Raw genomic sequence first — 24,530 nt, 5'->3', positions numbered from 1 at the left:
TGGGTGGTCCGGCCCCCTGATGATGCGTACGCAGTGCGCATCATCAGGGGAAGGGGAACGCCACCGTGTCCACACCACGCAGCGCCGTCGTCGTCGGTGCCGGGATCGTCGGGCTGTCCACCGCGTGGGCGCTCCAGAGCCGGGGCGTCGAGGTCACCGTCGCCGAGCGGCGGCATCCGGCGGCCGGGGCCTCGTGGGGGAACGCGGGGTGGCTGACGCCGGCGCTGGCCATGCCGCTGCCCGAGCCCGCGGCGCTCCGCCACGGGGTGCGGAGTCTGGTCACGCCGACCTCGCCCGTCTACATACCGCCGCGCGCCGATCCCCGCCTGGCGCGGTTCCTGCTGGAGTTCACCCGGCACTGCACCCCGCGCCGCTGGCGGGTGCTGGCCACCACGTTCGCCGCGCTGAACCGGCACGCCCTCGCCGCGTACGACGACCTCGCGGCGGGCGGCGTCGAGGAGCCGACCGTCCCCGTGGACCCGATGCTGATGGCCTTCGGGACGGCGGCCGAGCGGGCGGCGATGGTGAAGGAGCTGGAGCACGCCCGCGCGGCGGGTTACGAGATCGCGTACGAGACCGTCGACGGCGACCGTGCGCGGTCGCTGGAGCCGGTGCTCAGCGACGCGGTCGGCGCGGGCATCGCGCTGCACGGGCAACGGCGGCTGAACCCCGGGAACTTCGTGCGGTCGCTGGCGGACGCGGTGCGCGAGCGCGGCGGGAAGATCGTGGAGCAGGCCGGGGTGGCGGGAATCCGCGACCTGGGCACGGGGGTCGTGGTCGGCACGCCCCGGGGCGATCTGCGGGCGGACGTCGCCGTCGTCTCTACGGGTACGTGGCTGAACCGGCTGGTCCGCCCGTTCGGGGTGCGGGTGCCCGTGCAGTCCGGGCGCGGCTACAGCTTCAGCGTGCCCGCCGAGGGGGCACCGGCGCGCCCGACGTATCTGGCCGGGCAGAAGGTGGTGTGCACTCCGCTGGGCGACGGCCGGGTACGGGTCGCCGGGATGATGGAACTGGCGCCTCCGGAGCGCCCGGTCGACCCGCGCCGCATCCAGGCGATCATCGCCGCGGCCCGTCCGCTGCTGCGGGACGTCGACTGGGACGCCCGCCGCGACGAGTGGGTCGGCTCGCGCCCGTGCACCGCCGACGGGCTGCCGCTGGTCGGCCCGACCGCCTCGCCGCGGGTGTACGTGAACGGCGGCCACGGCATGTGGGGCGTGGCCCTCGGCCCCCTCACCGGGCGGTTGCTGGCCGACGCCATCGCGACCGGCACCGCCCCCGCCGAACTGGCCGCGCTGCATCCCCTGCGATGACGTTTCACGGGCGCGGGCCCGGTTACCCGCTGCGGTGACAGCGACGAAAGGAGTCACCGATGAGCACCGTGCGGGAGTCCGTCGAGGTCGAGGTTCCGCTGCACACGGCCTACAACCAGTGGACGCAGTTCACCGAGTTCCCGCGGTTCATGGAAGGCGTGGACCAGGTGACGCAGGTGGACGACCGGCGCAACCACTGGTCGACATCCATCGCCGGTGTGCACCGTGAGTTCGACACCGAGATCGTCGATCAGCTCCCCGACGAGCGCATCGCCTGGCGCACGACCTCCGGCGATGTGCGGCAGCAGGGCCTGGTGACCTTCCGTTCCCTGGACGACCACCACACCGAGGTCAATCTGGCCCTGGTCTTCGAGCCGACCGGCATGGCGGAGAAGGCCGCGGACATGACCGGGACGCTGGACCGCCGGATCAAGGGCGATCTGCACCGGTTCAAGGACTTCATCGAGCACCGGGGCCAGGAAGAGGGCGGCTGGCGTGGCCGGATCAGCCCGGGCTGACGGCCGCGGCGTGATGGCCTCCGCCTGACCGCCTTCGCCCCGGTCCGAGGGCGTCGGCCGACGATCCGGGTCGGTCGGCGCCCTCGTACTGCGTACTGCCTGCGGATACACCCTTGCCCGGCCGCCAAACCGGGCGCAAGCTGGTCATATGGGTACTCCAGGAGGCCCAACGCTCATCACTTCCGTGCAGCGAGCCTTCCGCCTGATGGAGGCCGTGGGCGCACATGAGGGCGGTGCGCCGGCGAAACAGCTGGCACGGGAGGCGCGGCTGCCGCTGGCCACCGCGTACCACCTGCTGCGGACCCTGGTCCACGACGGCTATGTGCACCGGCTGCCCGACGGCGGCTTCGTCGTCGGCGACAAGCTGCACACGCTCCAGGTCGGCAGCCGCGGGCAGGCGCTGCTCAACCGGGTGCGGCCGACGCTGGCCGGGCTGCGGGACGAGCTGTCGGCGGCCGCGTATCTGACCTTCTACGAGGACGGCGAGATCCGGGTCGCGGAGATCGTCGACAGCCCGCGAGCGCCGCGCGTGGACGTATGGGTGGGGTTCGAGGACGCCGGGCACGCCACCGCGCTCGGCAAGTGCGTCCTGCGCGAGCTGGACGACGAGGCCCGCGGCGACTATCTGTCCCGGCATCCGCTCGTCGATCTCACGCCCCGCACCGTCACCAGCGCCGCCGAGCTGCTGCGTCGGCTGGACGCCACGGCCGCCGACGCGCCGGTCACCGACCTGGAGGAGTACGCGCTGGGCACGGTGTGCTTCGCGGTGCCCGTGTACAGCGGGGACCAGCTCGGCTCGCTCGGGGTGTCGCTCCAGGCCGGTCAGGCGGAGCGGACCGCGCGGCTGGAGGGGATACGGGAGCGGCTGCTGCCCACGGCCGACCGCGTGACCAGGCGCCTTTCGCTCACCGTCGGGTCGGTGTGATCGCTCACTATCTGAAATTCCGGCCCTTGTCGCGCGTCGCGAACCACTGGTTCTCTGGATGAAACGGACATCCATGCGAGCGAGAGAGAGCAGTCGACCCGGACATGATCCAGGCCCGCACCCATCTGGACCAGCCCTATCCCCCCGCGCCGTTCGCGGCCGGAGTGCCCGTACTCACCCTGGGTGCGGTCGCGGTCATCGCCTTCGTCACCGGCGACGGTACGAGCTGGCTGCCGCTGCTCGCCGTCGGCCCGGCGCTGGCCGCCGCCGCATGCCGCCCGTGGGCGGTGCTGCGGATCGGGGCCCTCGCCGTCGGGCTGGGCGCGGGGCTCGGCGCGTGGCTGGGCGCGCCGGTCCACGGGCAGGCGGTCGTGCTGTCGACGCTCGTGGCGGTGACCCTGGCGAGCTGCCTGGCCAGCGTGTTGCGCAGGCGCCGGGAACGGGTGCTGGCCGCGGTCCGCTCGGTCGCCGAGGCCGCGCAGAACGCGCTGCTGCGGCCGGTGCCCGCCCGGGTCGGCCGGTTCCAGGTGGCGGTCCGCTACAGCGCCGCCGCGGCGGAGGCCCGGGTGGGCGGCGACCTGTACGCGCTGGTGTCCACCCCGTACGGGGTCCGGCTGATCGTCGGTGATGTGCGCGGCAAGGGGCTGCCCGCCGTGTCCACGGCCGCGCTGGTGCTGGGCGTGTTCCGGGAGGCCGCGTACGACGAGCCCGACCTGCTGGACGTGGTCGGCCGCATCGAGCGCAGCCTCGCCCGCAACCTCGCCCCGGACGACTTCGTCACCGCCGTCGTCGCCGGATACCCCGCCGAGGGGCGCATGGAGATCGTCAACTGCGGCCACGCGCCGCCGCTGCTGATCGGCCCGGCCGGTGCGGTCGTGCCCGTCGAGCCGGTGCGCCCGGCGCCGCCGCTGGGTCTGGCCTCGCTGGGCGGCGAGGCGCCGAGCCTCCAGGTGGTGCCGTTCGCCGACGGCGACCAGATGCTGCTGTACACCGACGGGGTCATCGAGGCCCGCGACCAGGGCCGGGCGTACTTCCCGCTGGCCGAGCGGGTGCCAGGGCACGTATGCGACGAGCCGTCCCGTACCCTCGCCGGGCTGCACGACGAACTGCTCGCGCACGTGGGCGGGCGGCTGCACGACGACGCGGCGCTCCTGCTGCTGCGCAAGCCCGCCGCGGACCGGGCCGAGCCGGCACCGGCCGACGAGCCCGCCCGCACCGGTGCCCCGACCGGTACGGACAGCTAGCCGAAGTCGGCGATCAGTTCGTGGAAGAGGTCGTGCACGGCGTGGGCGGGCTCCGACAGCGGCTGATGGTCCGACGTACACAGCGAGAGCTTGACCGGGATGGCCGGGTCCACGATCCGGCGCACCACCAGGTTCTGCACGTCGAGGATCGCGCGCGCCGCCGACCACGGCAGCACCGTCGCGCCCAGATCCGCGCCGACCGCGCTGACCAGCGTCAGGACGGACTCGATCTCGCCGATCACCCGCGGCTGGAGCGAGGCGTGCTGGAACGCGGCGTCCACGACCTGGCGGATGGTGTGGATGCGGCTGGGCAGTAGCAGCTCCACGTCCGCCAGCTCCTCCAGCGGGACGTCCGTGCCCCCGCCGGACCCCATCGTCCGGCCCGGCGCGGCGATCAGGAACAGGTCCTCGGTGCGCAGCGGCTCGAACTGCACGCCCCGCAGCGGCCCGGCCCCGTAGATGAACGCCATGTCCATCCGGCCGGTCATGATCGCCTCGCTGATCACCCCGCCGAAGTTCTCGTTGATGTGCAGCACGATGTCGGGGTAGCGCTCGCGCACGCTGGTGAGCAGCGGCAGCGCGAGCGCCGCGCCCATGCTGTACGGGGCCAGGCCCACCGAGACGCTGCCCGCGGGGGCGCGCCCGGACACGTCGACCGCGGCCTGCGCCAGCTCGACCTGGCGCAGGATGAGCTGGGCGTGCCGGTACAGCGCCCGGCCCGCCTCGGTCGGCGCCACTCCGCGCTTGCTGCGGATCAGCAGCTGCTGCTTGAACTGGGTCTCCAGCATGGAGAGCTGCTGGCTGAGGGCGGGCTGCGCGATGTGCAGGATGTCGGCCGCGCGCGTGATGCTCCCGGCGTCGACGATCTTCACGAACGAGTAGAGACGCCTGGTGTCCATGGGCGGTCCTCCGGGCTGGGCGGGCCCTCATCGTAGGGGCCGCGCCGACCGCCGCCGGACAGGGCGTGTGGCCCAGGTCATAACCAGAGGCGATTACGTCACACCCAACGCATATTTGCCGCCTTCTCTCGTGCGGATTACGTTCACCGGAACGCGAATTTATCTCTTCGCGAAGATCCCTCTCACAGGCCCCTCTCACAGGTCCCTCTCGCAAAGCAGCGACGATTTCTTATTTCCGGAGGACGTCATGACGCATGCCGTCGATCTCGTGGCCGACCTCGGCGAGGGATTCGGCGCCTACACCATGGGCGACGACGAGGCGCTGCTGGACGTGCTGACATCGGCCAATATCGCCTGCGGATTCCACGCGGGCGATCCGAGAATCATGGACGCCACCGTCCGCCGCTGCGCCGAAATCGGTGTCGCCGTGGGCGCGCACCACAGCTTTCCCGATCTCGTCGGATTCGGCCGCCGCGCGATGGATCTGACCGCGGACGAGGTCCGCACCGACACGCTGTACCAGCTGGGCGCGCTGCACGCCTTCGCCACCGCGCACGGCACCGGCGTACGGCACATCGCGCCGCACGGGCGGCTCGGCAACCTGGTCGCGACCCGCCGCGACTACGCGGAGGCGGTGGCCGGGGCCGTGTCCTCGTTCGACCGGTCGCTGATCGTCCTCGCCCAGGACGGCGAACTCGCCGACGCCGCCCGCGCCCTGGGCCTGCGGGTCGGCATCGTCGGCATCGCCGACCGCGCGTACCGCGACGACGGCACGCTGGTACCCCGGAGCGAGCCCGGGGCCGTCCTCCACGACGCGGGGGAGATCGCCGAGCGGACGGTCCGGATGGTCACCGAGGGCGTGATCCACACCGTCGGCGGCCGCGATCTGCCGGTCGCGTGCGACACCGTCCTGCTGCACGGCGACACCCCCGGCGCCATCGCGCTCGCCCGCCGCATCCGCGCCGAACTGCTCACCGCCGGGGTGAAGATCGCGCCGCTCACCGAGGTCCTGGACCTCAAAGCGGACCTCGAAGCCGCCACCGTCGGGAGCGCGTGACATGACGGGCGAGGTCACCATCGCGGACTGCGGCGACTCGGCCGTCGTGGTCAAAGCCGTGGGTTTCCCGCCGGACCGGGCCTGGCAGACCGTCCATGCCCTGGCCGACGCGGTCGAGGCCGCCCGGCCCGGCGGGGTGTACGGCATCGTGCCCACGTACGACACGCTGCTCGTCGAGTTCGACTGCGCCGTCACCGACCACGGCACCCTCCGGCGGCTGCTGCGGTACGAGAGCGGCCGCGTCGCCGAGGGCCCGCGCTCCGGCCCCGCGCCCCGGCGGTTCGTCGTGCCGGTGGTGTACGGGGGCGAGTACGGTCCCGACCTGCCCATCGTCGCCGATCAGCTGGGGCTGACCGAGGACGAGGTGGTGGAGCTGCACTCGCGCGCCCCCCTCACCGTCCGCTGCTTCGGCGCCCCGGCCGCGGCCCCGATGATGGACGGCCCGGCGTTCCCGCGCCCGGTGCCGCGGCTCGCCTCGCCGCGGACCAGCGTCGTCCCCGGCTCGGTCGCGGTGGCCGGGCGGCAGGCCGTCATCTCGCCGATGCCGTCCCCCGGCGGCTGGGCGCTGCTGGGCCGCACCCCGCTGCGGGTGCTCGACCTCGATGCCCGTCCGCTGACCCCGTACCGGCCAGGGGACACCTTCCAGTTCGTACCGATCGCCCCCGAGCAGTGGGACGAGCACGCGGGCGCACCCCTGGCGGCGTGCCATGACTGAGGCCCTCACCATGACCGACGCCCGCACCCTCACCGGCGCCCTCACCGTGCACCGGGCGGGCCTGGCCGCCGTACAGGACCTCGGCCGGTTCGGGCACTCCCGCTACGGCCTGCCGGTCAACGGCGCCCTCGACCAGCACTCCGCCCGCGTCGCCAATGTCCTGGCAGGGAACGACGAGGGCGCGCCGCTGGTGGAGGTCACCGCCCTGGACTTCGCCTGCACCCCCTCCACCGACATCCTGATCGCGGTCACCGGCGCGCCCGCCGACGTCACCGTGGGCGGGGTGGCGCGGCCGCAGTGGGAACCGCTGCCGGTACGGGCCGGGGAGACCATCTCCATCAGCGGCATCCGGGTGGGGCTGCGCGTCTACCTGGCCGTCCTCGGTTCGGTGGACACCCCGGCCCTGCTCGGCTCCTGCGCCCCCGACACGATCCTCGGCTTCGGACGCTCGCTGCGCGACGGTGACGAACTGGCCCTGCGGGCCGGCTGCCCGACGGTCGCCCACCCGGTGTTCGGCATCCCGCTGTTCCGGGTGCACGCCCCGGTGGCGCACTGCACCGAGTCCTGGACCGTCGACGTGACGGACGGGCCCGACCTCGCCGAGTTCGGCGACACCGCCGAGCGGCTGTTCCGGGCGCCGTTCACCGTGACCCCGCGGAGCAACCACATCGGGCTGCGGATGAGCGGCGACGTACCGCGCCGGGTGGTGACCGGCGAGGTGCTGTCCCGCGGTGTGCCGGTCGGCGCGGTCGAGGTCCCCGCGGGCGACGAACTGCTCGTACTGCACCGCGGCCGTGGCGTCACCGCCGGATATCCGGTGCTCGCGGTGGTCACCGCGACCGGACTGTCCGCGCTCGGACAGGCCCGGCCAGGGCAGTCGGTCCGGTTCCGGCGCCGGACGCTGGACGAGGCGGTGACCGCGTACCGGTCCCAGCGCCATGCCGTCCGCGCGCTCGCCGCCCGGGTGCGCACCGTCTTCGACGAGCTGGGCATGCCCGTCCCGCCGCCCGTCAGGACCGACCCGTCCACCGGCTGACTCCCGTCCCCGTTTCCGTCCCCTCCCCGCGTTTCCGTCCCCTTCCCCCTGTGAGTGATCCGTCCCCACCTGCCTGACCCCCGCCTGGAGAAAAGAGACATCATGACCGCCATCGCCGCCGCTCAACCGACCCCCAACGTCGTCGATCCGAGAACCGCGCGAAAAGTGACCCTCGCCGGGTGCGTCGGCATCTTCGCCGAGCTGTACGACAACGGCATCTTCGGTTTCATGGCGGGCACCCTGGGCGTCGTCTTCTTCCCCGACGCGTCCAACGCGGTGCAGGTGCAGCTCGTCTTCCTCGGCTACGCCGTCTCGTTCTTCTTCCGCCCGCTCGGCGGCATCATCTGCGGCCACCTCGGCGACCGCATCGGCCGCCAGCGGATGCTCGTCTTCGTGATCATGCTGATCAGCGTCGCGACGGCGGCGATCGGCCTGCTGCCGACGTACGCGAGCATCGGCATAGCCGCCCCCGCGCTGCTGATCCTGCTCCGGGTGCTCCAGGGCTTCTCGGTCGGCGGTGAGGCGTCCGGCGCGATGAGCTTCCTCGCCGAGCACGCCCCCGAGGGCAAGCGCGGGCTGTACACCAGCTACGCCCAGATCGCCTCGTTCCTCTCGCTGCTCACCGGCACGCTGATCGCCGCCGGTATGACCAGCGGTCTCGGCTCGGACGCCATGGAGTCCTGGGGCTGGCGCGTTCCGTTCCTGCTCGCCGTGCCGCTGGGCATCGCGGGCCTCTACATCCGCAAGCGGATCAGCGACACCCCGAACTTCAACCGGCTGAAGGAATCGGGCGGGCTGGCGAAGAACCCGCTCAAGGAGGCGTTCAAGTCCTCCGAGCACCGCCGCGCGATGCTGCTCGCCCTGTTCATCCCGCTGATGAACGGCTCCGGCTACTACGTGCTGTTCAGCTACATGCCCACGTTCATGAGCACCGAACTGCACTTCAGCAAGGTGCAGGGGCTGCTCGTCACCTCGACCAGCCTGGTGGCCATCTCCCTCGCCATTCCGTACATGGGCCGGCTCTCCGACCGGATCGGGCGCAAGAAGGTCCTGTCGGGCTCCGCGATCGCCATGGCCGCCCTGGGCATTCCCTGTTACCTGCTCATCGGCACCGGCAACGTGGGGCTCGCGATTCTCGGCGCGTGCGTGATGGCCGTCATCTTCGCGGGCCACACCGGCGTCATCCACATCCTGCTGGTCGAACTCTTCCCGACCCGGGTCCGCTATTCCGCCTACGGCCTGGGCTACAACATCTCCTCGGCCCTCTTCGGCGGCACCGCGCCGCTGCTGATGACCTACCTCATCGACCGCACCGGCAACGTGAACATGCCCGCCTTCTACGCGGTCGTCACCGCCCTCGGCACGCTCATCGCCGTCTCCCGGGTTTCGGACCGGGCGCACCTGCCGCTGCGTGACGCGTAGTTCCGCGACCCCCACCCGTAACATCCCGAATCGAGGAGCGAAGTCCCGATGCCCTTTTCCGACTACAAGACCGCACTGGTGACCGGTGCCTCCACCGGAATCGGCGCGGAGGTCGTCGAACGGCTGGCCAAGCAGGGCCTCGAAGTACACGCCGTCGCCCGCAACGCCGAGCGGCTGGACGACCTCGCCCGCCGCACCGGCTGCGTCCCGCACGCCGTCGACATCACCGACACCGCCGCGCTGACCGCCGAGCTCCAGGGCCTCCAGGTCGACATCCTCGTCAACAACGCCGGGGTGTCCCGCACCGGAAACATCCTCACCGCCGACGAATTCGCCGTCGACGAGCAGATCGCCGTCAACATCCAGGCCGTGCTGCACCTGGTGCGGCTGGTGATGCCGGGAATGGTGGAGCGCGACCTCGGCCACATCGTCAACGTCAGCTCCATCGCCGGTGTCTACAACTTCGGCGGAAACACCATTTACCACGCCACCAAATCCGCCGTGCACACCCTCTCCCGACAGCTGCGGGTGGACGGCTACGGGCGCCGTATCCGGGTCACCGAAATCTGTCCCGGGCGGGTCGAGACGGAAATCTTCGGGCGGCTGCTCGGCGACATGGAAGAGGCGCAGCGCCGGTTCTACGACGGCTACGAATCGCTCAAGCCGGAGGACATCGCCGACGCCATCGAATTCGCCATCTCCTCACCGCGCCACGTCAACATCGGCCATGTGGAGATCCTGCCCACCTTCCAGGTGCCCGGCGGGCTCAACTTCGAGCGGAGGGCCGACTGACATGGGCAGGAGCACCGCACAGCGCGTCGGCCGCATCAAACCCTCGCCCAGCACCGCGGCCGCCCAGCGGGTCCGCGAGCTGAAATCACAGGGCCGGGAGATCCTCGACCTCACGGTGGGCGAACCCGACTTCGACACCCCCGCCCACGTGAAGGACGCCGCCATCGAGGCGATCCGGCAGGGCGACACCAAATACACCCCGGTCAACGGCACCCCGCCGCTGCGGGCCGCCATCGCCGACCGGCTCCGGCGGCGCCACGGACTGGACTACCCCGGCGACCGGATCGCGGTGGGCGGCGGCGGGAAGCAGATCATCTTCCTCGCCCTGATGGCCACCCTGGACGCGGGCGACGAGGTCGTCATCCCGGCCCCGTACTGGGTGTCGTACCCGGACATGGTGCTGGCCAACGACGGCACCCCGGTCATCGTCGCCTGCCCGGAGACCGACGGCTTCAAGCTGACCCCCGCCCGGCTGGCCTCCGCCCTCACCGACCGCACCCGCTGGGTCGTCCTCAACTCCCCGGGCAACCCGACCGGCGCCGTGTACACCGAAGGCGAGCTGCGCGCCCTCGCCGAGGTGCTGCTCGCCCACCCGCACGTCCACGTCCTCACCGATGAGATCTACGACGAGATCTTCTACGGCACGGGCCAGGTCCACAGCCTCGCCGCCGTCGAACCGCGCCTGGCCGACCGGGTCTTCTACACCAACGGCGTCTCCAAGACGTACGCCATGACCGGCTGGCGCATCGGCTACGGCGCGGGCAACGCCGAGCTGATCAAGGCGATCAACACCCTCCAGTCCCAGATCTCCTCCTGCCCCTCCTCCATCAGCCAGGCCGCCGCCACCGCCGCGCTCAGCGGCGACCAGGGGTTCGTCCAGGACAGCGTCGCCGTCTACCGCGGCCGCCGCGACACCGTCGTCAAGCTGATCAACGACATCCCCGGGCTGTCCTGCACCCCGCCCGACGGCGGCTTCTACGCCTTCGTCAACTGCACCAGCCTCCTCGGCACCCGCACCCCCTCCGGCCAGGAGATCCGCACTGACGAGGACTTCGCCGCCCATCTGCTGGAGTCCCAGTCGGTCGCGGTGATCCACGGCGCCGCTTACGGCTCACCGGGCTACTTCCGCATCTCCTTCGCCACCTCGAACGACGTCCTCACCGCGGCCTGCGAGGCCATCGCCCGCGCCCGCGCCGAACTCTCCTGAGGGGACCCCATGATCCGCGTCAACACCGCCTTCGACCGCCCTGATCCGGACCTGGTCAAGCAGCTGGGCGCCTACTCGGCCGCCACCATCCACGAAGCCCAGGGCCGCCTCGGCGCCCTCGACTCGACCATCAAGCCGGTCGACCCCGCGATGTCCGCGTGCGGCCCGGCCTTCCCCGTGGTCTGCGCGCCCCGCGACAACATCATGCTCCAGGTCGCCATCGCCCACGCCCGCCCCGGCGACGTCATCACCGTCTCCGCGGGCCAGTACGCCGAGGCGGGCTCCTTCGGCGACGTCCTGGCCAACGCCTGCGTCGCCAAGGGCCTGGGCGGCCTGGTCACCGACACCGGCGTCCGCGACACCCGTGAACTGCGCGAACTCGGCTTCCCCGTCTTCTCGTACAGCGTCTGCATGAAGGGCACGGTCAAGGAGACCGTCGGCCCCATGGCCGAGCCCGTCCTGATCGGCGGCGAGATCATCCGCCCGGGCGACGTGGTCCGCGCCGACGCCGACGGCGTCGTGGTGGTCCGCCACGAGGACCTGGCGGATGTCATCGCCAAGTGCCAGGCCCGCGTCGAGGCCGAGGACGCCTTCATCGCCGCCTACCGCTCCGGCAAGAGCGTCATCGAGGTCTGCGGCCTCGAACCGGTCCTGAAGGCCAAGGGCCTGGTCATCGACTGACCGCGGTCTCGCGGCGGTGAAGCCCGAGCGGGGGACCTGAGTACGCGGACTCATGCGACCCGCCCCGCCTGCGGGTTGGCTGTGCGCATGGCTGTGGACGCAGTGTGCGCAAACGCGCCGTGTCATGACGTGTGGTGCGACGACGTACGGTGCGGAGTCGCGCCGCCCGACCCCGCCCCGGACGACCCGGTCTCCGGCGAGTGGTTCGCGCCGCTGGTCTCCACGGTCGTCACCCTCGTCGTGGGCTTCTACACCACGGTCGGGGTCGGGTTCTCCTCGATGGCCTGCGACGCCCCCGGCGAGGTGGCGCGGGCCCGGTGCGAGTCCAGCTTCCACACCGCGTTGACGGTCTACTTCGGCGGTCTCGCCCTCCCCCTGGGACTGCTGATCACCGGCTGGGCCCTGCCCTGGCGCCAGCGCAACGTCAGGCGCCGCGTCCTCCTCGCCTTCCTCGCTCCGCCCTCCGTGATCGTCCCGTACGGGATCTTCGCCGGGATGGTCGACTGGTCATGAGGGCGGCCAGGCTGCCGGGCGGGAACCGTACGGTCGTGCTCAGTATCCCGCTGCGGGCAATCGCGTCTTCCTGACGTGTCTGGGCTCCCTGACCGCGATGCCAGTGTTCTGAGCTGCGGGTTTTCCGACGCCGCAAATCGGATACACCCGTTCCGGCGTCTGCCACCCGAGTGGATTCCGGGTGGCCGGTGGCGTGGTGCGGTCCGGGGCGGGCGGTGGGTTCTTAATGTCGGGGTCACGGCAATGGGCCGACGTTCAGAAACCACAGGTGGGTGTGGAATGAGCCGCTTCCCCGTACGGCACCGACTGACCGCGCTGGCAGGAATCCTGACGCTGTGTGCGGCCGGACTCGTCTCCGGTCTCGCCTCGGCGGCCGCCGCCACGGTCTCCGCCACGGCCGCGCCGTCCGCCGCGCGGGTCGCGCAGCTGTACGTGTCGGACTACACCGACAACACGGTGCTGAAGGTCGGCACCGACGGCAGCGGCCAGAGCACCGTCCCCACCACCGGCCTCACCCGCCCCACCGGTCTCGCCCTGGACGACGACAGCAACCTCTACATCTCCGACACCGGCAACAACCGGGTGGTGACGGTGCCCGCGGACGGCAGCGGCCAGGCCACGGTCCCCGCCACCGGCCTCTCCCGCCCGATCGGGCTGGCCCTCGGAAAGGCCGATGAGAGCGACGACGGTGTGGAAGGCGAGGAAGGCGACGACGAACTGTTCATCGCCGACAGCTTCAACAACCGCGTGGTGAGGCTCCCCCTGAACGGCGGTCCGCAGACCACCGTCCCCGCCACCGGCCTGCTCCACCCGGACGGCCTCGCGTTCGACGCCCGCCGCAACCTCTACATCGCCGACCTCGTCAACGACCGCGTCGTCGTGGTGCCCGCGGACGGCGGGCCGCAGCGCACCGTGCCCACGGCGGGGCTGTCCGAGCCCACCGGGCTCGCGTTCGACCGGGCCGGGAACCTGTACGTCGCCGACTCGGGCAACGACCGCGTGGTGAGGCTGCCCCGGGGCGGCGGCCCGCAGACGACCGTCCCGGCGACCGGCCTGAACACCCCGCAGGGGCTCGCGGTCGACGCGTACGGCAACCTCTTCGTCGCCGACTTCGGCAACGACCGCGTCGTGGAGATCCCCGCGGACGGCAGCGGCCAGCTCACCGTGCCCATCGCCGGGCTGCACAGCCCGGTCGGGCTGGCCATCCCGCCGATCCACCCCGCGCCCACCCGCCTCACGGCGAGCGCGGCCACCGTGGAACGGCACACCTCGCCCGCGTCGCTGCGGGTCAAGGGGCTGTCCGCCACCCTGACCAGCACCACCGACGGGGCCGCGCTGCCCGGGCAGACGGTCACGTTCACCGACATCACCGGCGCCCACAAGCTGTGCGCCGCGGTGACGAACTCCCGCGGCAGGGCACGGTGCGACGCCACCCTCCGCACCAGTTCGCGGACCCGCTACGACGACCTGCGCCACCAGGGCTACCGCGCCACGTACGCGGGCACCGCTCCGTACCGACCCAGCTCGACGATCGGCCATCTGCGCGCCGCCCGCCGCTCGTAGAGTTCAGCCCACCGCGCGGTCTGCCGGCGACGTGCCGGAATCACCCGGCGTAGCCCGTCACCCGGCCGATCCACGTCATGAAGTCCGCCGCGTCCTCGTTGGCGCCGTGCCCGGCGTCCCAGTACATCAGGGCGTCGACGTCGTCGCCCAGGTTCTCCAGACCGGCGGCGAGGTTGCCGACGACGGTGAGCGAGGTGTCGGTGTCCTTGGTGCCGACGCGGATCCACCAGTGCTTCGCCCGGCCGGGGTTGCGCTGCCCGATGAAGTACATGGGGTTCATCAGGTCGAGCTTGCGGGGCAGGTCGCCGTCGAGGCGTGCGCTGTCGTTGCCGGTGGCGTGGCGCAGGCTGTACCGGGTGAAGTGGCGGGCCTTGGTGGTTCCCGCGCCGAACAGGTTGTTCTCCGGCGCGGAGAGGTCGAAGGGGTCGAACGCCGGGGTGTTCTTCTTCCGGGCCCCCACGTGGGCGAGGAAGTCGGCCCAGGTGAACGTGGCCCGGTCGCCGGACCAGGTGAGCCACGTGTTCGCGGCGAGATAGGCCGAACGGTCTTCTACCGAAAGGGACTTGAGGTAGGTGGTGGCCGCCGGTCCGAGGTAGGTGGCCACCAAATAGTCGTCGTAGGTACGGGCGGTGAGGGGGCCGAAGCCGCCCTTCCCGCGCAGTTTCAGCGTGGCCTGGTACTCGGCGAACGCGGCGCGCAACTCCTTCGACACCGTCGGGTCGACGGTGTCGCCGGAACTCAGCTTGTTGCCGCCCCAGTTCCACTCGTACGCCATGTCGGCGTGTTCGAGGTCGGCGATGGGGCACCAGCCGCCGCTGGCGAAGACGGCGTCGCTCGCGGGCGCCGCGCCCAGTTCCCCGAGGAGGCCGTCGTACAGGGGGCTGTCCCCGGACGCGCCGAGCAGGGCGGACAGCGCGCCTCCGGCGCTGGTGCCGGAGGAGACGATCCGGTCGGTGTTCCCCGGTATGCGGCCCTTGTTGAAGCGTACGTACCGCACCGCGGCCTTCAGGTCCACGATGGCGGCGGGCGCCGTGCCGTAGTACGTACCGTCCGCGCCGACGAGGGTCCGGCCGCGCGCGCCCGGCTCCACGACGACGTAGCCGGCGGCCACGGCCAGCCTGGCGTTGCTGACCATGCCGCCACCTCCGCCCCCGGGCGGGGCCATCGGCGAACCGCCGACCCCGGTGGCGTCCGCCACGGACGACGGCATGTAGCCACCCACCGAGTTGGCGAGGAGGACCGGCGCGCGGGTGGCGTCGACGGCCGTGCCGTCGATCTCGACGGGGACGCTGACGTTCAGGCACTGGTACGTGGCGTCCACCGGGTTCGCGACGTACGTGATGGCCTTGTAGAAGTGGTACGTCACGTCCTTGTCGCCGTCGTCCGTGGGGACGGTCGTGGTCAGGACCGTGTAGGCGTCGCTGTCGAAGACCAGCGTGTCCGGCCGCTTCGCTCCCCGTGTACCGGCGGCGCTGACCCCCGCCGTCGACACCGCGGTGGCCGCCGCGAGCCCCATGACCATGGTCCTGCGCTTCACTGACGTCTCCTCTGTGTCCGTGGCCCCGTCGGCTGCTGAACGTATGAATCGTCCGCAATATCGTCAACAATTTCGGCGGCATTCATGGCGAACCCACAGACACGGGCGGCGCGCTCGCCGCGGTGCGAACCCTTCGCCCGTCCGGCCGAACGTGGTGACGAAGAACTCCGGACGGCCCTGTCGTTCCGATCGATCCCCCGCCCCTGCGGTTAGCGTGCGATCCGGCCGTCAGACGCCAGAACGGAGCGCCCCATGACCACGTCGTCCTCGCCCCGGAACGGAATCCGGGCCGCCCTCCTTCTGCTGGCGGCACTGGGCCTGGCAGCCGCCGCCGGCGGCCTCACGGAGGTCCGCGCTTCCCCCGCCCCGCACGAGAGACCCGCACCCCACAGCCCCCTCCTCGCCGAGGTCGCCGAACAGATCTCCCTGCCGGAGCGGACCTGGACGGCGTGGGGCACCCACACCGCCAAGGGCTACACGACCGAGGCGGCGAGGACGGTCGGCGTCGAGGGGATGCGGGCCGACTGCGAGAACATCAACCTCAACAAGAAGCTCGCCGCCGACTTCCGCAGCGATGTGTTCGGCCCCGGCGTGAAGGGGTTCTTCTACCGGTGTGAGCGCGTCGCCTACGACACCAGCAAGTACTGGTTCACGATCAGCTCCGCCGACCGGTCCCAGATCGACACGCTCTGCGACCCGACCACCGCGTACCCGATCGTCTACGACGCGCAGCACGACACCTACTGGCTCGACGAGCCGTTCACCTGCACCCGCTGGGCCGCGCCCGCCTGACGGCAATCGCGGTCCGAGGACGCGTGCGGCGCGCCGCTACTCCTCACCCTGCGGCAGGTGCGCCTTGGCGTCGTCGTACGTCGCGTCCCCGGGCGCCTCGGCCGGGGCGTAGACCAGGTGCAGCACCCCCGTGCGGAACGTCTTGGACGACAGCAGCCGCAGCGGGAGCGAGGTCTCGCTCTCGTCGAACAGCCGCATCCCCTTGCGCACGGCGATCGGATGCACCAGCAGGTGCAACTCGTCCAGCAGCCCGTGCGCCAGCAGCTGCCGGACGACCGAGACCGAACCGCTCATCGCGATGTCCTTGCCCGGTTCGCTCTTCAGCGCGGCGACGGCGTCGGCCAGCCCGCCCTTGAGTTGCTCGGTGTTCCGCCAGGTGAACGACAGGTCCTGGCGCGACACGACGATCTTGCGCGCGTCGCCGAGCTTCTTCGCGAAGTCGGCGTCCTCACCCCCGGCCGCCTCCCGCTCCGGCCACGCCCCGGCGAAGCTGTCGTACGTCTCGCGCCCCAGCAGCAGCGTGTCGGTCGCGCTGAACGTCGCGTCGACGGCGGCGCCCATCTCGTCGTTGAAGTAGGGGAAGTGCCACTGGTCGGGCGCCTCCACGACCCCGTCGAGCGAGATGAACAGACTGGCGATGATCTTCCGCATGATGCCCTCCACGCGAGTGCGGTGAACCCTTCCTCCCCTCAGACCGCGGGCGCCGCGGAAACTCATCGGCGCCGCCTCGGCCGATTCGGAGCCGGGTCGTACGCTGTGGGCGCAGCCGGTGCGATCCCCCGATGGGGGTAGGTGTCGGCCGTAGCTCAGCCGAAGGAGTTCCCATGTCGATGGTCGGCAACCTCCGGAAAGTGGCGCGCCTGGCCCGTCGGCGCCGCCGCGTCGATCTCAACCACCCCGCCCGCTCACCGCTCGGCACGTCGGTCGTGAACTGCCTGGCGTACGTCGACGGAAAGCGACAGCCCGGTGACTGCCCTGTCGAGGAGGCGATCGCTCGGGTACGGCGCGCGGGGCGCGGCTTCGTGTGGATCGGGCTGCACGAACCCACCGAGCGGGAGTTCGCCGGGATCGCCGAGCTGTTCGCCCTCCACCCGCTGGCCGTCGAGGACGCCGTCCACGCCCATCAGCGGCCGAAGCTGGAGACCTACGGCGACACGCTGTTCACCGTCTTCAAGACGGTCCGGTACGTCGATCACGACGAGCTGACCACGACGAGCGAGGTCGTGGACACCGGCGAGGTCATGGTCTTCACCGGCCCCGATTTCGTCGTCACCGTACGGCACGGCCGCCACGGATCGCTCGGCCCGCTGCGCGAGGAGCTGGAGGGCGACCCTGACCAGCTGGCCAAGGGCCCCTCCGCGGTGCTGCACGCCATCGCCGACCACGTGGTCGAGGACTATCTCGCCGTCGCCGACTCGGTGCAGGACGACATCGACCAGGTCGAGACGGAGGTCTTCGCCCCCGAGTCCGCCTACCGGGTCGAGCCGGGCCGGATCTACCAGCTCAAGCGGGAGCTGCTGGAGCTTAAGCGCGCGGTGGCGCCCTTGGACCGCCCGATGGAACGGCTCTCCACCCAGCGCCTCCCCGCGGTCGACCTCGACATCCAGAAGTACTTCCGGGACGTCGCCGACCACCTGGCCCGGGTCACCGAGCAGATCGCGGCCTTCGACGACCTGCTGAACTCCATACTCCAGGCCCATCTCGCCCAGGTGACCGTCGCCCAGAACGAGGACATGCGCAAGATCACCGCCTGGGCCGCGATCATCGCCGTCCCCACCATGGTGTGCGGCGTCTACGGCATGAACTTCGGCCACATGCCCGAGCTGCGCTGGCGCTTCGGCTATCCGCTGGTCCTCGTCGTCATCGCCACTGCCTGCTTCGCCATGCACCGGGGCTTCCGCCGCAACGGCTGGCTGTAGCCCTCGTCGCCCGTCAGCCCTCGTCACCCGTCGTGGCGCTGCCGGTAGTGCTCGCGCCAGCGCGGGGTCGCGGCGCCGTCGAGGACGGTCATCACCACGTCGTGCGCCAGCCGGTCGTCGACCGGCAGATGGCCGAACAGCACGCGGTGGCAGGTGGTGGCGGCCAGCAGGTCGAGCAGCAGGTCGAGGTCGGCGTCCGCGCGCAGGTCACCGCGTTCGATGCCGCGGAGCAGCGCGGCTTTGGTGGTGGCGCGCCGGGAGTGGAAGAGGGCGTCGGCGAAGAACCGGTCCAACTCGGGGTCGCCCGCCAGGTCCGCGATCAGCGCGGGCAGCGTCCGGCAGGGCCCGGATGTTCGCGCTGGTCTCCGGCGCTTGGACGGTTCCCTCGCTCGCCGGACCCGCCGTCGCCGGACTGGTCGCCGAACACCTCCACTGGCGCGGGGTGTTCGTCCTGCTCCTGCCGCTGATCGGGCTCGCCTGGGCCATGGCCGTGCCCCCGCTCGTACGCCGCGGCCACCCGCACCCGCCGGGCGCCGCCTTGGAGCGTGAAGCCTGGTGGCGCGGCCCGGTCGCCCGCGGAATCCTGGTCAGCGCCGGAACCGCGGTGCTGCTCGGCGGCCTCCAGTTCACCGACCTCGCCCTGCTGCTGCCCCTCGCGCTGCTCGGCACCGTCGACGCGGTGCTGGGGTTGCGTACGGTGCTGCCGACCGGCACGCTGCGCGGCCGTCGCGGCGTACCGACCGGCGTGCTGATCCGGTTCCTGCTGTGCGGCGCCTACTTCGGCAGCGAGGCCTTCCTGCCGCTCGGCCTCACCGAACTGCGCGGCCTGAGCACCACCGAGGCCGGGCTCGGCCTCTCCGCCGGGGCGCTCGCCTGGGTGCTCGGCGCGGCCTGGCAGGGCCGCGCGGACACCCGCTGGAGCGGGCGCTCCCGGGCGCTGCCGATCGCCCTCGGCTGCGCGGTGCTGGCCGCGGGCGTCGCCGTCATCGCCGCGGGCATCCTGATCGACGCGGTCCCGGCCCTGGTCGCCGTCGTCGGCTGGGCCGTCGGAGGCGTCGGCATGGGCATCGCGTTCAACGCCGCCACGACCGATGCCATGGAGCAGGTCCCCGCCGACCGCCAGGGTGAGGCCAGCGGCGCGCTGCAACTCGCCCAGACCCTGGCCACCGCGGCCCTCACCGGCCTCGGCGGCGCGGCCATCGCCCTGTCCCACGCCCACGCCGCCGACACCACCACCGCCCTGACGGCCACGTTCGCCCTCACCCTGACCCTGGCCTGCGTTGGCGTCGTGATCGCCCACCGCATCAGGCCGAGGGTCTGAGTGTTTCTCGGGTTCATCTGAGCGCGGTGGCGTTGGCGGGGGAGCCGACGCCACCGGTGAGGTTCAGGGGCTTGACGGTCAGGAGGCTGGTCCAGCGGTTCGTGGCCCGGCAGTCGGCGGCGAGCCCGTCCAGGTTCCACAGCTCGCCCAGCGGCAGGCCGAGTTTGGCGATCAGTTCCTGGTGCATCATGCCGTCGTCCTCGGGCGCGCTGTCGCGGAAGTCGCTCTCGGGCACCACGGGGAGGACTTCGACGGCGAAGGTGTCCGTGGCCAGCAGCGCGATGCGGTGGTCCCAGCACCACGCGGCGACGTCCCTGGACTGGACGAATCCGGTGGCGCGCCGCTCGGCGCGGACCGTGGCCCGTACGCCGGGTTCGGCGGTGAGGTACCAGTGGGCCCAGCCGGTGTGGACGAGCACCAGATCGCCGGGTTCGACGCGGCAGCGCTGGGCGTCGAGCGCCGCGCCGAGCAGATCGGGGCCGAGGGCGGGGCCGGTCGCGTGGTCGAGCGGTGTGCCGCGGTCGCGGAGGAGCCCGTCGATGTCGATGAGGAGCGCGCGGCCGACCAACGGGGTCTCGGCCCACATCTGCACGCCGAGGCGGGGGCTTCGCGGTGCGATCGCGTCGTCGGGTACGGCGTTGTAGAAGCCGTGCCCGGAGGCGCGGCGGTGGCGCAGGCCGTCGATCTGGGTGCTGGCCTGGAGGAAGAAGTCGTCCAGCACGTCGTCGCGGGCCTGGTCGTGTTTGGCGGTGATGCGGTGGCGGGGGATGCCGCGGGCCCGGGACATGGGCGGGTCGAAGGCGTCGAGGGCGTAGTCGAGGTTGACGGCCCGGCCGTCGCGGACCTCACCCGCCGCGCGCCGGATCTGCTCGGGCCCCGCGAAGTTGGCCATGCCGCGTTCGGGCTGGTCGGGGAAGAGGTGCCAGCTGGAGCCGGGCGGGGCGTCGGTGCGCCGCAGCAGTTCGTCGTAGGTGGGGTACGGCAAGGGCGTGGCTCTTTCTCTGCGCAGGGGCTTCAGGGGCAGCGGGCGGCGATGGCGGCGGCCGCCCGGCGTACCTCGGTGATGACGCGCGGGTGTTCGGCGGCGGGCAGGTCGCCGCTGGGCCCGGCGACGCTGAGCGCGCCGAGGACCTGCTCACCGCGGTGGATGGCGGCGCTGATCGCGGTGACGTCCAGGACGCGTTCACTCAGGGAGACGGCGTAACCGTTCTCCTTGGTGCGCCGGAGCTCGTCGCGCAGGCCGTCGGCGTCGACGCGTTCGCCGGAGATCCGGGTGAAGGGCGCGACGCTGTCGACGTAGGCGTCGCGTTCCTCGTCGGGCAGCCAGGCGGCCAGGGATTTCCCGGCGCCCAGGTGCAGGGGGAGCTTCTCGCCGATGGGCAGTTGGTAGCGGAGCGGGTTGAGGCCCTCGACGCGGGCGATCGGCACCCGGGTGAGGCCGACGCGTACGTACAGGGTGGACGTCATGCCGGTGGTCGCGGCCAGTTCCTGGAGGACGGGCAGCGCGACCTGGCTGAGCCGGTTGTTGACCAGGAAGGCGTGGGCGGTGGCCACGGACGCCGGACCCGCGACGTAGCCGGGCTCTTCCTTGACGGCGTACCCGCGGTCGATGAGGACGTTCAGGATGCGCTGGGCGGTGGCCACGTGGAGCTCGGCGCGGCGCGCGATCTCGCTCAGCCGCAGCGGGTGGCGGGCGTCCTCCAGTACGGACAGCACGTCGAAGGCCCGGTCGACGGAGCGCATCGGAGAGGCGGGGGTGGCGGCGGCCATGGGTCGGCTCCTGGGTGGTCTGCTCGGCTGCGTAATTTCCTGATAAGGCTTATCAGCATGCGAGCGGTGGCGTGGTGCGCACAAGATCCACCCAGAGCGGTACGTCCTGTTCCGGCTGCTTATTCCGGCTGCGCCGCGGTGGCGGCGGGCTGTTGTGCGGCCGCCGCGGCCGGTTCTGCCGACTCCTCGGGGCGGACGTACGTCAGGACGTAGGCGAGCAGACCGGTGACACCGGCGGTGATGAACGTCGGGGGCCCGGCGGCGGAGGCGACGTCGTTGACCCAGGCGGCGTCGCCGAGAACCAGCCCCAGCGCCTGGCCCACGACGATGCAGAGGCCGCCGAGCAGGAAGGCGAGGACGCCGAGACGGAAGAGGATCTTGATCAGGCGGGTGGGCATGGCACGACCTCGGTGTGACGGGGCGGATCAGACGGGCAGTACGCCGGTGGCCACCGCGGCGCCGATCAGCAGGATCGGCAGGCAGTAGTAGCCGATGAGGGGAACGAAGGTGCGGGCCGGATTGACCCCGGCGATGCCGCTGGCCACGTAGATCGGCGCTCCGGAGGGCGGCGAGGCGCCCTCGGTGGAGGCGAAGATCAGCACGGCGACGCAGGCGGTGGCGGCCGGAACCCCGGCCTCGGCCAGGGACGAGACGGCGACGGGGCCGATGGCGGCCATCGTGGCACTGGCGGTGAGCGGGATCGCCACGGCGACGACGAGCACCCCCACGATCAGGGTCATGGCCCACTTCGGCGCGTGCAACTGCGTCAGCACGTCGGTGAGCTGCTGCGGCAGGCCCAGCTCCCCGAGGACGTTCGAGGCGGAGAACGCGGCCACGATCGTGACGCCGATGACCCCGAACTGCGGCGCCGCCCCTCCCAGCAACTGCCACCACCCACGGCCGCCGCGCGGCAGCTGGCGACGGCCCAGGAACAGCACGATCGCGATGAGCAGGACCGGAATCCAGGTGATCAGGCTGATCGCGTCCGACATCACGACACCGACGTAACGGCCCAGCTCACCGCCGGTCGGACCGCGGGTCAGCAACAGGGGAACGATCATCCCGGCGAACAGGAACAGGCTGGTCCACCCCGCCCCCAGGCTGGCCCGCAGCGGCAGCAGATCGGCGCGGTCCATCGGCTGGATCTTGTGCCGGCGAATCATCCAGAACGCCGCGACCAGGCGGTAGCCCAGGCACCACAGCCCGCCCATGAACAGCGGCAGCACGATGTCGTCCTGGGACACCAGCGATGCCACCCCGGCCGAGCCCATCAGGATGAACATGGTGGAGCTGAACGGAAACGTGACCCCCATGCCCGCGCCCCCGGCGGCGACGGTGGCGGCGAGTTCACCGCTGACCTTCGAGCGCTTCATCCAGGGGATGGTCACCGAGCCGACGGCGGCGGTGACGGCCGCTCCGACGTGCGCGATGGCGCCGAAGATGCCCGCGGCGACGGTCGAGGTGTACACCGGCCCGCCCCGCAGCCGCCCGAGCAGGGAGTTGAGGATGTTCAGCAACTGGTCCAGGACGGGCGTACGGCTCAGCAGGTAACTCATGAACACGAAGGCCAGCGCGGCGAACGTGACCTCCTCCTGCATCGCCTCGGCGAACCCGTCCCACATGACGCGCCCGATGTCGCCGCCCGCGAACACGCCGGTCACGAGGAAGCCGACGAGGAGCGCTTCGCCGATGTTCCGCTTCAGCACGGCGTTCCAGATGATGATGGCCGCCATGTAGCAGACCAGGGCCCATATAGCGATCATGCGGCCTCTCCCGCCGTTCCGCCTGCGGCTGTCTTTCCCGCGGCTGTTCCGCCCGCGGCTCCCGCGGTTGCTCCGCCCCCGGCCAGCCCGGCCCGGATGCTGCTGCGACGGCGCGCCTCGTCGGCCTCGATCGCACGCGCCGCGACCAGTGTCGACTCTGCCTCCTCGGCGGGGAGGACGGCGACCCCGTCGCCGTCCGCGACGACCAGGTCGCCCGGCCTGCACACCGCGCCGCCCACGGCGACGGCGACGTTCAGCTTGCCGGGACCGTCCTTGTACGGCCCGGCGGGCGTGACCGCGCGCGCCCAGACCGGGAAGCCGATCTCCTCCAGGGCCTCCACATCACGCGCGGCGCCGTCGAGCACCATCCCGACCACTCCGCGCGCTCGCGCCCGCTCGGCGATCAGCTCACCGATCAGGGCACGCGAGGTGTCACCCTGCCCGTCGACCACGATCAGATCACCGGGCCCAGCGACCCGCAGCGCTTCGTGCAGGGCCCGGTTGTCCCCGGCCCGCGTCAGCACCGTCACCGCCCGGCCCACCGCACGCGCACCGGCCCACAGCGGGCGGATGCCGGAGTCGACGAGCCCCAGCCGGTCGCGCGCATCGCCGATGTTGGCGGTCGGCAGCCCCTCGTACGCAGCCAGCAGTTCGTCGCTCACCAGCGGTCCAGCACGCAGTCCGTCCGGCCGGGCGGCAAGGGCGTGCAGCCTGCTGATGCCATCCGCCAGCCCCGCGTCCAGGCCGAGGTCCGCCAGCAGCCCGGCCGCGGCGGCCACCTCACCGGCCCGCCGCACCCCATGCTTGAACGTTCCCGCATACAGCCGTTCCAACGCGGCCTCGCCGTCGGCCAGCTCCCGCACGATCTGCTCGCGCACCCACCGCTCGTCCCCGGCGGCCCGGCCCGCCTCCACGGTCTGCACGATGACCGCGCCCAGCCCCTTCATGAACAGGCTGCGCAGCAGCTTGCGCGCCGACGCCGCCCCCGGCTCCCCGCCCAGATCCTCCACCGGCGCCCCCAGCGCCCCGAAGTGCTCAGCCACCGCCGAGGCCCCCCGACCGCTGACCACCAGGGCCGTGCGATGGCGGTACTTGGGCACCGAGCCGATCACGGACACGTCCGCGAAGACCGCCCGCCCGCCCTCGGTGACGATGCCGTCGATCGTCCGCTTGAGCTCCGGCGCCCCGGCGTTCATGTCCGCGAAGACGACTCCGTCCCGCAGATGCGCCGCCGCCTCCGCCGCCACCCCCGCAGCCGCCGCGGCCCCCGTCAGCCCCAGCACCAGATCGGCCCCGGCAACCGCCTCTGCCACACTCCCCGCCCGCCCGACACCGGGCGGCGTCGCCACGTCGCCGGGGTCGTACCCCGTCACGGACCAGCCGCTTTCGGCGAACCCAGCGGCATAAACCGCCCCGGCCTCGCCCAGCCCAAGGATCCCTACCCGCATCGACACCCTCGCTTTTCTCGTACAGTGATAAGTTTTCTCACATGAGGTGGGGAGGATGGTGCCCACGCGAGAACCCCACGTCAAGGGGTGAGACCGCA

The 24,530-nt window shown here is 71.9% G+C and carries 25 protein-coding genes; 16 read left to right on the top strand and 9 right to left on the bottom strand.

What is annotated here, in order from left to right; all coding sequences use genetic code 11:
• Positions 1 to 65: 65 nt before the first annotated feature.
• From ACH4TL_RS14570 to ACH4TL_RS14555, 4 genes are all read left to right on the top strand, one after another.
• A complete protein-coding gene (locus ACH4TL_RS14570) occupies positions 66 to 1,310 on the top strand; it encodes an NAD(P)/FAD-dependent oxidoreductase (RefSeq protein WP_398313973.1) in 1,245 nt (414 codons plus the stop codon).
• A 59-nt stretch (positions 1,311 to 1,369) separates the two neighbouring features.
• Positions 1,370 to 1,828 carry an SRPBCC family protein gene (locus ACH4TL_RS14565; protein ID WP_398313971.1) on the top strand — a complete coding sequence of 153 codons (459 nt, stop codon included), beginning with the start codon at positions 1,370 to 1,372 and terminating at the stop codon, positions 1,826 to 1,828.
• Between the two features lie 148 nt (positions 1,829 to 1,976).
• Positions 1,977 to 2,753, top strand: a complete 777-nt coding sequence (locus ACH4TL_RS14560; protein ID WP_398313969.1) for an IclR family transcriptional regulator — start codon at positions 1,977 to 1,979, stop codon at positions 2,751 to 2,753.
• A 104-nt stretch (positions 2,754 to 2,857) separates the two neighbouring features.
• Positions 2,858 to 3,997: a PP2C family protein-serine/threonine phosphatase gene (locus tag ACH4TL_RS14555; protein ID WP_398313967.1), complete on the top strand. Its 1,140-nt coding sequence runs from the start codon at positions 2,858 to 2,860 to the stop codon at positions 3,995 to 3,997.
• On the opposite strand, the gene nac is transcribed toward ACH4TL_RS14555, so the two are convergent.
• Positions 3,994 to 4,896, bottom strand: coding sequence for a nitrogen assimilation transcriptional regulator NAC (gene nac / locus ACH4TL_RS14550; RefSeq protein WP_398313965.1), 903 nt, complete (start codon positions 4,894 to 4,896; stop codon positions 3,994 to 3,996). The genes ACH4TL_RS14555 and nac overlap by 4 nt on opposite strands.
• Before the next feature lie 247 nt (positions 4,897 to 5,143).
• On the opposite strand from nac, the gene ACH4TL_RS14545 reads away from it, so the two are divergent.
• From ACH4TL_RS14545 to ACH4TL_RS14505, 9 genes are all read left to right on the top strand, one after another.
• Positions 5,144 to 5,953, top strand: coding sequence for a LamB/YcsF family protein (locus ACH4TL_RS14545; protein WP_398313963.1), 810 nt, complete (start codon positions 5,144 to 5,146; stop codon positions 5,951 to 5,953).
• A 1-nt stretch (position 5,954) separates the two neighbouring features.
• On the top strand, positions 5,955 to 6,668 hold the full coding sequence (locus ACH4TL_RS14540) for an allophanate hydrolase subunit 1 (protein ID WP_398313961.1): 714 nt from the start codon (positions 5,955 to 5,957) through the stop codon (positions 6,666 to 6,668).
• Positions 6,661 to 7,704, top strand: coding sequence for a biotin-dependent carboxyltransferase family protein (locus ACH4TL_RS14535; protein ID WP_398313959.1), 1,044 nt, complete (start codon positions 6,661 to 6,663; stop codon positions 7,702 to 7,704). The genes ACH4TL_RS14540 and ACH4TL_RS14535 overlap by 8 nt, the downstream gene beginning before the upstream one ends.
• A gap of 102 nt (positions 7,705 to 7,806) precedes the next feature.
• A complete protein-coding gene (locus ACH4TL_RS14530; protein ID WP_398313957.1) occupies positions 7,807 to 9,126 on the top strand; it encodes an MFS transporter in 1,320 nt (439 codons plus the stop codon).
• 48 nt (positions 9,127 to 9,174) lie between these two features.
• Positions 9,175 to 9,918 carry an SDR family oxidoreductase gene (locus ACH4TL_RS14525; protein WP_398313955.1) on the top strand — a complete coding sequence of 248 codons (744 nt, stop codon included), beginning with the start codon at positions 9,175 to 9,177 and terminating at the stop codon, positions 9,916 to 9,918.
• A 1-nt stretch (position 9,919) separates the two neighbouring features.
• Entirely contained in the window at positions 9,920 to 11,125 is a 1,206-nt protein-coding gene (locus ACH4TL_RS14520) for an aspartate transaminase (RefSeq protein ID WP_398313953.1), read from the top strand.
• A gap of 9 nt (positions 11,126 to 11,134) precedes the next feature.
• The gene (locus ACH4TL_RS14515; protein WP_398313951.1) at positions 11,135 to 11,806 is read left to right on the top strand and encodes a 4-carboxy-4-hydroxy-2-oxoadipate aldolase/oxaloacetate decarboxylase; all 672 of its coding nucleotides are present in this window, start codon (positions 11,135 to 11,137) and stop codon (positions 11,804 to 11,806) included.
• A gap of 87 nt (positions 11,807 to 11,893) precedes the next feature.
• Positions 11,894 to 12,319 carry a hypothetical protein gene (locus ACH4TL_RS14510; RefSeq protein ID WP_398313949.1) on the top strand — a complete coding sequence of 142 codons (426 nt, stop codon included), beginning with the start codon at positions 11,894 to 11,896 and terminating at the stop codon, positions 12,317 to 12,319.
• A 279-nt stretch (positions 12,320 to 12,598) separates the two neighbouring features.
• Entirely contained in the window at positions 12,599 to 13,882 is a 1,284-nt protein-coding gene (locus ACH4TL_RS14505) for a hypothetical protein (RefSeq protein WP_398313947.1), read from the top strand.
• Between the two features lie 40 nt (positions 13,883 to 13,922).
• On the opposite strand, the gene ACH4TL_RS14500 is transcribed toward ACH4TL_RS14505, so the two are convergent.
• A complete protein-coding gene (locus ACH4TL_RS14500) occupies positions 13,923 to 15,419 on the bottom strand; it encodes a subtype B tannase (protein WP_398313945.1) in 1,497 nt (498 codons plus the stop codon).
• A 252-nt stretch (positions 15,420 to 15,671) separates the two neighbouring features.
• Here ACH4TL_RS14500 and ACH4TL_RS14495 point away from each other — a divergent pair, with 252 nt between their 5' ends.
• Positions 15,672 to 16,211, top strand: a complete 540-nt coding sequence (locus ACH4TL_RS14495) for a hypothetical protein (protein WP_398313943.1) — start codon at positions 15,672 to 15,674, stop codon at positions 16,209 to 16,211.
• Positions 16,212 to 16,247: 36 nt separating this feature from the next.
• Here the strand turns inward: ACH4TL_RS14495 and ACH4TL_RS14490 are convergent, their stop codons facing one another.
• A complete protein-coding gene (locus tag ACH4TL_RS14490) occupies positions 16,248 to 16,862 on the bottom strand; it encodes a dihydrofolate reductase family protein (protein ID WP_398313941.1) in 615 nt (204 codons plus the stop codon).
• Between the two features lie 173 nt (positions 16,863 to 17,035).
• Here ACH4TL_RS14490 and ACH4TL_RS14485 point away from each other — a divergent pair, with 173 nt between their 5' ends.
• The gene (locus tag ACH4TL_RS14485) at positions 17,036 to 18,130 is read left to right on the top strand and encodes a magnesium and cobalt transport protein CorA (RefSeq protein ID WP_398313939.1); all 1,095 of its coding nucleotides are present in this window, start codon (positions 17,036 to 17,038) and stop codon (positions 18,128 to 18,130) included.
• A 23-nt stretch (positions 18,131 to 18,153) separates the two neighbouring features.
• Here ACH4TL_RS14485 and ACH4TL_RS14480 read toward each other — a convergent pair whose 3' ends face one another.
• Positions 18,154 to 18,423: a TetR/AcrR family transcriptional regulator C-terminal ligand-binding domain-containing protein gene (locus ACH4TL_RS14480; protein WP_398313937.1), complete on the bottom strand. Its 270-nt coding sequence runs from the start codon at positions 18,421 to 18,423 to the stop codon at positions 18,154 to 18,156.
• A 56-nt stretch (positions 18,424 to 18,479) separates the two neighbouring features.
• Between ACH4TL_RS14480 and ACH4TL_RS14475 the strand changes: the two genes are divergently transcribed.
• Positions 18,480 to 19,451, top strand: coding sequence for an MFS transporter (locus tag ACH4TL_RS14475; protein WP_398313935.1), 972 nt, complete (start codon positions 18,480 to 18,482; stop codon positions 19,449 to 19,451).
• Between the two features lie 13 nt (positions 19,452 to 19,464).
• On the opposite strand, the gene ACH4TL_RS14470 is transcribed toward ACH4TL_RS14475, so the two are convergent.
• From ACH4TL_RS14470 to ACH4TL_RS14450, 5 genes are all read right to left on the bottom strand, one after another.
• Positions 19,465 to 20,436 (bottom strand): cyclase family protein, encoded by a 972-nt coding sequence (locus ACH4TL_RS14470; RefSeq protein ID WP_398313933.1) that lies wholly within the window; start codon positions 20,434 to 20,436, stop codon positions 19,465 to 19,467.
• A gap of 29 nt (positions 20,437 to 20,465) precedes the next feature.
• The gene (locus ACH4TL_RS14465) at positions 20,466 to 21,221 is read right to left on the bottom strand and encodes an IclR family transcriptional regulator (protein ID WP_398313931.1); all 756 of its coding nucleotides are present in this window, start codon (positions 21,219 to 21,221) and stop codon (positions 20,466 to 20,468) included.
• A 119-nt stretch (positions 21,222 to 21,340) separates the two neighbouring features.
• A complete protein-coding gene (locus ACH4TL_RS14460) occupies positions 21,341 to 21,619 on the bottom strand; it encodes a hypothetical protein (RefSeq protein WP_398313929.1) in 279 nt (92 codons plus the stop codon).
• Positions 21,620 to 21,646: 27 nt separating this feature from the next.
• A complete protein-coding gene (locus tag ACH4TL_RS14455) occupies positions 21,647 to 22,984 on the bottom strand; it encodes a TRAP transporter large permease subunit (RefSeq protein ID WP_398313927.1) in 1,338 nt (445 codons plus the stop codon).
• Positions 22,981 to 24,432, bottom strand: coding sequence for a DUF1932 domain-containing protein (locus ACH4TL_RS14450; protein WP_398313926.1), 1,452 nt, complete (start codon positions 24,430 to 24,432; stop codon positions 22,981 to 22,983). Before ACH4TL_RS14450 ends, ACH4TL_RS14455 begins: the two co-directional genes overlap by 4 nt.
• Between the last annotated feature and the right edge of the window lie 98 nt (positions 24,433 to 24,530).

Origin of the sequence: Streptomyces sp. NPDC021115, assembly GCF_044333065.1 — a bacterium.
Classification (GTDB): Bacteria; Actinomycetota; Actinomycetes; order Streptomycetales; family Streptomycetaceae; genus Streptomyces.
Note: the sequence above shows the minus strand (reverse complement) of the source record. Positions and strands in the feature narration are given on the sequence as shown.

What these genes read in the sequence shown, in the direction of transcription:
- nac (WP_398313965.1), bottom strand. Translation starts at nt 4,896, where the DNA reads ATGGACACCAGGCGTCTCTACTCGTTCGTGAAGATCGTCGACGCCGGG.
- ACH4TL_RS14540 (WP_398313961.1), top strand. Translation starts at nt 5,955, where the DNA reads ATGACGGGCGAGGTCACCATCGCGGACTGCGGCGACTCGGCCGTCGTG.
- ACH4TL_RS14515 (WP_398313951.1), top strand. Translation starts at nt 11,135, where the DNA reads ATGATCCGCGTCAACACCGCCTTCGACCGCCCTGATCCGGACCTGGTC.
- ACH4TL_RS14545 (WP_398313963.1), top strand. Translation starts at nt 5,144, where the DNA reads ATGACGCATGCCGTCGATCTCGTGGCCGACCTCGGCGAGGGATTCGGC.
- ACH4TL_RS14495 (WP_398313943.1), top strand. Translation starts at nt 15,672, where the DNA reads ATGACCACGTCGTCCTCGCCCCGGAACGGAATCCGGGCCGCCCTCCTT.
- ACH4TL_RS14535 (WP_398313959.1), top strand. Translation starts at nt 6,661, where the DNA reads ATGACTGAGGCCCTCACCATGACCGACGCCCGCACCCTCACCGGCGCC.
- ACH4TL_RS14555 (WP_398313967.1), top strand. Translation starts at nt 2,858, where the DNA reads ATGATCCAGGCCCGCACCCATCTGGACCAGCCCTATCCCCCCGCGCCG.
- ACH4TL_RS14530 (WP_398313957.1), top strand. Translation starts at nt 7,807, where the DNA reads ATGACCGCCATCGCCGCCGCTCAACCGACCCCCAACGTCGTCGATCCG.
- ACH4TL_RS14450 (WP_398313926.1), bottom strand. Translation starts at nt 24,432, where the DNA reads ATGCGGGTAGGGATCCTTGGGCTGGGCGAGGCCGGGGCGGTTTATGCC.
- ACH4TL_RS14505 (WP_398313947.1), top strand. Translation starts at nt 12,599, where the DNA reads ATGAGCCGCTTCCCCGTACGGCACCGACTGACCGCGCTGGCAGGAATC.
- ACH4TL_RS14460 (WP_398313929.1), bottom strand. Translation starts at nt 21,619, where the DNA reads ATGCCCACCCGCCTGATCAAGATCCTCTTCCGTCTCGGCGTCCTCGCC.
- ACH4TL_RS14510 (WP_398313949.1), top strand. Translation starts at nt 11,894, where the DNA reads ATGGCTGTGGACGCAGTGTGCGCAAACGCGCCGTGTCATGACGTGTGG.
- ACH4TL_RS14455 (WP_398313927.1), bottom strand. Translation starts at nt 22,984, where the DNA reads ATGATCGCTATATGGGCCCTGGTCTGCTACATGGCGGCCATCATCATC.
- ACH4TL_RS14560 (WP_398313969.1), top strand. Translation starts at nt 1,977, where the DNA reads ATGGGTACTCCAGGAGGCCCAACGCTCATCACTTCCGTGCAGCGAGCC.
- ACH4TL_RS14490 (WP_398313941.1), bottom strand. Translation starts at nt 16,862, where the DNA reads ATGCGGAAGATCATCGCCAGTCTGTTCATCTCGCTCGACGGGGTCGTG.
- ACH4TL_RS14465 (WP_398313931.1), bottom strand. Translation starts at nt 21,221, where the DNA reads ATGGCCGCCGCCACCCCCGCCTCTCCGATGCGCTCCGTCGACCGGGCC.
- ACH4TL_RS14475 (WP_398313935.1), top strand. Translation starts at nt 18,480, where the DNA reads ATGTTCGCGCTGGTCTCCGGCGCTTGGACGGTTCCCTCGCTCGCCGGA.
- ACH4TL_RS14520 (WP_398313953.1), top strand. Translation starts at nt 9,920, where the DNA reads ATGGGCAGGAGCACCGCACAGCGCGTCGGCCGCATCAAACCCTCGCCC.
- ACH4TL_RS14525 (WP_398313955.1), top strand. Translation starts at nt 9,175, where the DNA reads ATGCCCTTTTCCGACTACAAGACCGCACTGGTGACCGGTGCCTCCACC.
- ACH4TL_RS14485 (WP_398313939.1), top strand. Translation starts at nt 17,036, where the DNA reads ATGTCGATGGTCGGCAACCTCCGGAAAGTGGCGCGCCTGGCCCGTCGG.
- ACH4TL_RS14565 (WP_398313971.1), top strand. Translation starts at nt 1,370, where the DNA reads ATGAGCACCGTGCGGGAGTCCGTCGAGGTCGAGGTTCCGCTGCACACG.